The following is a 7,554-nucleotide window of genomic DNA, read 5'->3' as shown; positions in this document are numbered from 1 at the left end:
TCTAACCCGGCACCATGAACCCGCCGCGACAATCTGTTCTCATCCTGATAGTCGCTGACCTCTCACCCAGATCGTCGCGCTATACAGGGCGGAGAGAGGCAGAGACACTCGAAGCAAGGGGTAGAGCTTTGATCCATATTAAAAAGAGCATGTTGCGTTCCGGCGCGGCACCGATGATCCTGTCCATGGCACTGGTCGCAGGGCCTGCCTTCTCTCAGAGCGAACCCCAGGCGGCGGCTCCCGAAGCAGAAGATACGATCATTGTCACCGGATCGCGCATCCAGCGGCCGGATCTCGAAGCGAGCAGTCCTGTGGCTGTGCTCTCCGCCGAGCAGATCAAACAGGTCAATACCGTGACGGTCGAACAGATCCTGTCGTCCAACCCCCAATTCATGGCGGGCTTCGGCGGATCTTCCAACAACCCGGGCGATGGTTCGGCCACGGTCGACCTTCGCGGCCTGGGGGAAAACCGCACGCTGGTGCTGATCGATGGCAAGCGTGCGCCTTTCTACGATACGTCGGGCGCTGTCGACGTCAACAGCATCCCCACGGCACTGATCAAGCGGATCGATGTGCTGACCGGTGGCGCATCCGCCGTTTATGGCTCGGATGCCGTGGCGGGCGTAGTCAACTTCGTTCTGGACGACCGGTTCGAAGGGCTCGCAGCCGATGGCAGCAGCCAGATTTCCAGCCGGGGCGACGGCGCTCTCTATAATGTCAGCCTGACTGGCGGCATCAAATTGGGCGACCGGGGCAATCTGGTCGTGTCGGGCGGCTATTCAAAGCGTAACGGCGTCTATTTCGGCGCCCGCCGCCGGAACGCAACCGCGCTGGATTCGAGTGACCTGGTCAGCTCTGGCGGCTCCAGCAATGGCGTCCCAACGCTGTTCGACATTCCCGGGGACGAGGACGGCACCGTTGGGGGGCTGCAACAGGTCCAACCTGATGGCTCGCTGTCCAGCGATGTCGAGCTCTACAACTTCAATCCCGTCAACTATGCCCAGTTGCCCTTCGAACGCTATAATGTGATGGCGCTCGGCCGGTATGAAGTGACCGACGGCGTAGAGGCTTATGGCCGTTTCAGCTACAGCCATGTGAAGGTCGAGACGAACCTGGCGCCGACGGCGACCGCAGGTTTCGGCTTCAATCTCGATCCCAGCAACCCCTTCCTGTCGGATGCGATGCGCGCCGCCTTCTTCGACCAGGTGGCCAATCCCTTCCTGCAGATCAACGATGGATCGGATGTCGCTGAAGATCCCACGGCGCGTGCTGGAACGTCCAACATCGGCATCCGCCGCCGCATGGTCGAAACCGGCGGCCGTTTGAGCACCTACACCACGAACAATTTCCAGTTTGTGGGTGGTCTGCGGGGGCAAATCGGCGATGGGCTGAACTATGATCTCTTCGCGCAATACGGGCAATCGAAACGCGACACCGTGCTGCGAAACGACCTGTCCTATACGGCTCTGCAGCAAGCGCTGGACGTGGTCCAGGGGCCCAACGGCCCGCAATGCTTCGATCCGTCCAATGGCTGCGTGCCGCTCAACATCTTCACCACGACGCCGGTGACACAGCAGCAGCTCGCCTTCGTTCTGCGTAACGCGACGGAAAATACCAAGACAACCCAGTTCATCGCGGGCGGCAGCCTGGCGGGTGACATCGGTTTTCTGAAGAGCCCATGGGCGGACGGCCCGGCGGCTTTCTCGATCGGTGCGGAATATCGCCGGGAAAAGGGCACGACCAAGGTCGATCCGCTCTATGCGTCGGGCGATCTCATCTATTATGGTCAGGGTCAGAACATTTCCGGCAAATATGACGTCAAGGAACTTTATGCGGAACTGAAAATGCCGCTGGTTCAGGAACGGCCAGGCATCTACGCGCTGAATGTGGAGGGCGGGTACCGTTATTCCGATTACTCGACCGTCGGGTCGGTTCATACCTACAAGTTCGGCGGCGACTATGCGCCGATCAATGGCGTGCGTTTGCGCGGCATCTATCAGCGCGCCGTTCGCGCCCCTAATCTCTATGAACTATACTCTCCTGTCGTGGCAGCCACCGGCAGTCTTCAGGTCGATCCTTGTGCGGGTAGCAATGTGCCTGCCGACATCGCTGCCATCTGTATCGCGCAGGGGGCTCCGACCGTGGGCGCGATTGCGCAGCCGATTTCGGGTCAGGTCAACATCTTCACTGGCGGAAATCAGAATCTGCATGAGGAAAAGGCCGATACGGTCACGCTCGGCCTGGTGGTAAACCCGCCGTCTCTGCGGAATTTCACCTTCTCGCTCGATTATTACCGCATCAAGATAAAGGATGCGGTCGATGACACGCCCGTCTTCGTGACGATGAACCAATGCTATAATATCGATAAGGACCCCAACAGCGCCGCTTGTGCCGGCATCGTGCGCAACCCGGTAACAGGCGGACTCAGCGGCGACACGACCATTGGCGTGCCATCGCAGCTGGGCAATGTCGCCGGCATCAAGACGGAGGGGCTGGACATCACCGCCAGCTATCGCGGCGGTTCGTCGGAAGGCTTCAATTACAGCATCAACTTCGCTGGCACCTACGTCTTTTCGTTCAAGAAGCAGAGCGATCCGACTTCCCCCGTTTATGAATGCGCGGGTACTTTCGGCGGTGCATGCGACATGGAGCCGCTGCCGGAATGGAAGCATGTTCTGGACCTGAACCTCGGCTTCAAGGGCTTCACGCTGAACAGCCGCTGGCGCTATCTGGGTTCGGTCAAGCAAGATGCCGCGACCGACATTCTGAGGTCCAAGATCGGCGGATATTCCTATTTCGATGAGACGCTCAGCGTCAATGTCGAAGATGGAGTGACGTTCCGCCTGGGCGTGCTGAACTTGTTCGACAAGAAGCCTCCGATCGTGGGCGACACGGTCGGCGCGTCAGCCAACGGCGGCAGCACCTTCCCCAATACCTATGATGTGATCGGGCGGCAGTTCTTCGCCGGCGCGTCGATCAAGTTCTGATGCTGAAGGGCCGGGGCCGATCATTAAGGCGGTCCCGGCCCGGTTTATTGCCGCTATGACGGGGGAATGACTCACCGCGAATCGGTTCTTTACGATCCCACCTGGCTCCCGCACAGGATCGATCCGGATCGTGGCGAGATACTGTTCCTGCGCTGTGATCCCGATAGGATTGCCGCCGCCTCCTTCATTGACGGGCGTACGGACATCGGCGTCGGTTCCAGCCTTGCCCTGCCTATTGCCGATCTGCTGCGACAGCCTTTGCCATCCCGCCCCACCTGCCGTTTTCTCTTCCATATCGGTTTTTGCGGCTCGACTTTATTGTCGCGGCTGATCGAGGCGCCTGGTCATGTGCGGGTGCTGCGGGAGCCGAACATATTTGCCGATCTGGCGAATTATCGCGCCGCGCTCGACCGAAGGGAAAGCAATGCGGAAATGAGCGACCGGTTGGTGCAGCATATCTGTTTGCTGCTCCATCGCCCTTGGTGCCCTGGCGAGATCATGGTGGTGAAGCCATCCAACTGGGCCAATAATCTGTTGCCCTCGATAATGTCCGCCGGTCCGCTGAAAGCGATTTTCCTCACCATGACGCGCCCGGCCTTTCTTCAGGCGGTGTGCCGGGGCGGCAGCGATCGGCTGGCCTTTGCGGCTCGGGCGGCAGTCCATCTGTCCAGCAGGGGCACGCGCGACGCCAGTCAGGTGTCGGGCGCTCTGGCTCGCAAAGGCGAAGATCTGGATCGCTTGCTCGCGCTAACGCTGGTGCTGCATGCGATCCAGCAGCGCGCCTTTGAAAAAGCGATGAAGCAGTCTGGTCAAAACGAGGTGCGCCTTCTCCATGGGGAGGGTTTGCGGACGGACCCACGGCATCTTGCTCGTCAGGCGATGCAAACGCTGGCGGTGCCGCAGCCGATGCTGGCGGATACCGTCGCGCATTGGTCCGGACGGAATGCCAAGGCGCCGGATCAAGCTTATTCGGTGCAGGACGAAAGGTATGCGGATGGCCGGGCCGCAACAGCCATCGGGGACCGGATGGAGGCAGCCTTGCAATGGGCGAACGAAGCTTTGGGTAACTGAATGCGGGATCAATCGGGTTGCCGGCCTGTCCGAAGCCAGCCTGTCACCGAAAGGCGTTCGGCGCCGGCAAAGGGCGCCACATGGCTCACACTGTGCGGTTGCCCGATGGCGAACAGGCTCAGTCTGTTGAAGTGAGGAACGAATATGTCGGTGACATTCTCGCCCGCGCCATGGAACAGCAATAGCCCGCCCCAATCCGGTCGCCATCCCGGCGTCAAACCCAATATATAGGCCAGCCGCCTATTCTTGCCGGCGACGGCATCATCATGCCGCGTCAGGAAGTCTCCCGGCCGATAGCGGGTGGCCTGCGCATCGGCAAAGCCGATCCCCTTTTCTCCTGTGATCGCCGCGATGAATTCCAGGACCTCCTGAGAACTCATGAAGGTTGCAAAAGCCGCGAGATGCTCGCTGGCCGCTTGCCTCTTCGATTTTTCATCCGGCACGCGGATGGTGTCGAACTGGAACTGAAAACCATGCCTGGCCTTGGCGAACATGGCCTGTTCCAAGGTCTTGCGCGTCTCGTCCGGCAAAGCATTGAACCGATCGGCAGCGATTTCGAAGACCTGGCTTTCGCCGTTGATGACATGGCGCCAATCGGAGCGTTCGCTCAGACTGGCGCGCAACGCCAGAGCCTGAGGGGCTTCAAGGAAATCGGCGATCTGCACGCGGCCCTCGCATGCAAAATGCTCTCGCAAAATCGCTTCGTCCAAGTCTGGATTCAACTTGAACATGGGGAATGAAGGGCGTTCCATATGGACGGACTATAACGATTTTCCCGTCCGGGAAACGCCCCTCTTTGGCTCCCGCGTCAGCCCACACTCAACCTCAACGCCCCATCCCCTTCATCCACCCTCACGGTCGCGCCGTCCGGCACTTCGCCGCGCAGGATCAGGTCGGCCAGCGGGTCCTGCAGATAGCGCTGCACCGCGCGCTTCAGCGGCCTTGCGCCATAGACCGGATCATAACCCACCCGGCCCAGCCATGCCCGTGCGCCGTCGGTCAGGTCGAGTTTCACCTTCCGGTCCTTCAGCAGCTTGCCGATCCGCGCCACCTGGATGTCTACGATCGGCGCCATATGGGCGGCGCCCAGGCGGTGGAACAGGATCACCTCGTCCAGCCGGTTCAGGAATTCCGGCCGGAAATGCGCGCGGACGATGTCCATCACCTGATCCTCGACCTTCTCGACCGGCTCGTCATCCGCGAGCGAAGCGATGAACTGGCTGCCCAGGTTCGACGTCAGCACGATGATCGTGTTGGTGAAGTCCACCGTCCGGCCCTGACCATCGGTCAGGCGGCCGTCATCCAGCACCTGGAGCAGCACGTTGAACACATCGCTGTGCGCCTTCTCCACCTCGTCGAACAGCACGACCTGATAGGGGCGGCGACGGACAGCTTCGGTCAGCACGCCGCCTTCCTCATAGCCGACATAACCCGGCGGCGCGCCGATCAGCCGGGCGACCGAGTGCTTCTCCATGAACTCGCTCATGTCGATGCGCACCATCGCGCTGTCGTCGTCGAACAGGAATCCGGCGAGCGCCTTGGTCAGCTCCGTCTTGCCCACGCCCGTTGGCCCCAGGAACAGGAATGATCCCAGCGGCCGGTTCGGGTCCTGCAAACCCGCCCGCGAACGGCGCACCGCGGTCGACACGGCCTTGACCGCATCGGCCTGGCCGATGACGCGCTTGCCCAGTTCCTCTTCCATGGCGAGCAGCTTCTCGCGCTCGCCTTCCATCATCCTGTCGACGGGGATGCCGGTCCAGCGGCTGACGACCGAAGCGATGTCCTCGCTCGTCACTTCCTCGCGCAGCATCGCGCCCTGCGTGACGTTCTGGGCCTCGGCCAGCTTGCGCTCCAGCTCCGGAATGCGGCCATAGGCCAGCTCGCCCGCCTTGGCGAGGTCGCCCGCGCGCTGCGCCTGGTCCAGTTCGACGCGGGCAGCGTCCAACTGCTCCTTGAGCTTGCTTTCGCCCGCGATCTTGTCCTTCTCCGCCTGCCAGCGCTGGGTGAGTTCGGCCGACTGCTGCTCCAGATTGGCGAGGTCTTCTTCCAGCGCCGCCAAGCGATCCTGCGACGCCTTGTCGGTCTCCTTCTTCAGCGCCTCCCGCTCGATCTTGAGCTGGATGATCCGCCGGTCGAGCGTCTCGATCTCCTCCGGCTTGCTCTCCACCTCCATGCGCAGGCGCGACGCCGCCTCGTCCATCAGGTCGATGGCCTTGTCCGGCAGGAAACGGTCGGTGATGTAGCGGTTGGAGAGAGTCGCCGCCGACACGATCGCGCCGTCGGTGATCCGCACGCCATGGTGCAACTCATATTTCTCCTTGAGTCCGCGCAGGATGGAGATGGTGTCCTCCACCGTCGGTTCGCCCACGAAGACGGGCTGGAACCGCCGCTGCAACGCGGGGTCCTTCTCCACATATTTGCGATATTCGTCGAGCGTGGTCGCGCCGATGCAGTGCAGTTCGCCGCGCGCCAGGGCAGGCTTCAACAAATTGCCCGCGTCCATCGCCCCTTCGGACTTGCCCGCGCCGATCAGCGTGTGCATCTCGTCGATGAAGAGGACGATCTGCCCCTCCGCGCCCTTCACCTCGTCCAGCACGCCTTTCAGCCGCTCCTCGAACTCGCCGCGATATTTGGCGCCCGCGATCAGGCTGCCCATGTCGAGCGCCATCAGCGTGCGGTCCTTCAGCGTATCGGGCACGTCGCCATTGGCGATGCGCAGCGCCAGCCCCTCGGCAATGGCGGTCTTGCCGACGCCGGGATCACCGATGAGGACGGGATTGTTCTTGGTGCGGCGGGCCAGGATCTGGATTGTCCGCCGGATTTCCTCGTCACGGCCGATCACGGGGTCCAGCTTGCCCTCGCGCGCCGCTTCGGTCAGGTCGCGGGCGAATTTCTTGAGCGCGTCGTAGCGATCCTCCGCGCCCGCCGTGTCGGCGGTGCGCCCCCCGCGCAGATTGTTGATCGCGGCATTCAGCGCCTCCGCCTTCACACCAGCCGCCGCCAAAGCCTTGCCAGCCGCCGTGGTGGTGGCGAGGGTGAGGGCCAGCAACAGCCGCTCGACGGTGACGAAGCTGTCCCCCGCCTTGGTCGCGATCTGTTCGGCACTGTCCAGCACGCGCACGGCATCATTGTCCAGGCCGGGGGTCTGCTGCGCGCCGCTGCCGGATACGGCAGGCACCTTGGCCAGCGCTGCATCGGTTTCGCGCAGCGCCACGCCGGCGTCGCCGCCCGCTGCCTTGATCAGGCCGGACGCCATGCCCTGCTGATCCTCCAGCAACGCCTTCAGCAGATGCTCCGGGCCGATGCGCTGATGGCTCATCCGGATCGCGACGGTCTGCGCCGACTGGAGGAAGCCCTTGGCGCGGTCAGTGAATTTTTCGAGGTTCATCATGTTCCCCTTCGTGAAGCTCGTCACGATGTAATGTTGCATAAAAGCAACACAAGAGGCTCTACGCAAATATCCTTACGTCCTGGCGCACCATGTTCCTTATGAAGG

4 protein-coding genes are annotated in these 7,554 nt (G+C 62.0%); 2 read left to right on the top strand and 2 right to left on the bottom strand.

The genetic code is table 11. The annotated features are described in order from the left end of the window. Positions 1–128: 128 nt before the first annotated feature. Both K7W03_RS20125 and K7W03_RS20120 read left to right on the top strand, forming a co-directional pair. Entirely contained in the window at positions 129–2,987 is a 2,859-nt protein-coding gene (locus tag K7W03_RS20125) for a TonB-dependent receptor plug domain-containing protein (RefSeq protein ID WP_048576926.1), read from the top strand. 432 nt (positions 2,988–3,419) lie between these two features. Then, positions 3,420–4,058: a hypothetical protein gene (locus K7W03_RS20120; RefSeq protein ID WP_222887147.1), complete on the top strand. Its 639-nt coding sequence runs from the start codon at positions 3,420–3,422 to the stop codon at positions 4,056–4,058. Between the two features lie 8 nt (positions 4,059–4,066). On the opposite strand, the gene K7W03_RS20115 is transcribed toward K7W03_RS20120, so the two are convergent. After that, positions 4,067–4,789, bottom strand: a complete 723-nt coding sequence (locus K7W03_RS20115) for a 2OG-Fe(II) oxygenase (RefSeq protein WP_226870339.1) — start codon at positions 4,787–4,789, stop codon at positions 4,067–4,069. Positions 4,790–4,866: 77 nt separating this feature from the next. Further along, positions 4,867–7,446, bottom strand: a complete 2,580-nt coding sequence (gene clpB, locus K7W03_RS20110; protein ID WP_140042648.1) for an ATP-dependent chaperone ClpB — start codon at positions 7,444–7,446, stop codon at positions 4,867–4,869. Positions 7,447–7,554: the final 108 nt, after the last annotated feature.

The organism is Sphingobium sp. PNB (genome assembly GCF_019873065.1).
GTDB lineage: Bacteria > Pseudomonadota > Alphaproteobacteria > Sphingomonadales > Sphingomonadaceae > Sphingobium > Sphingobium fuliginis.
This window is presented reverse-complemented; position numbering and strand designations above follow the sequence as displayed.

Bases quoted from the DNA above. Each gene is read 5' to 3' on its own strand.
- K7W03_RS20120 (WP_222887147.1), top strand. From the start codon at position 3,420: ATGAGCGACCGGTTGGTGCAGCATATCTGTTTGCTGCTCCATCGCCCT.
- K7W03_RS20115 (WP_226870339.1), bottom strand. From the start codon at position 4,789: ATGTTCAAGTTGAATCCAGACTTGGACGAAGCGATTTTGCGAGAGCAT.
- clpB (WP_140042648.1), bottom strand. From the start codon at position 7,446: ATGAACCTCGAAAAATTCACTGACCGCGCCAAGGGCTTCCTCCAGTCG.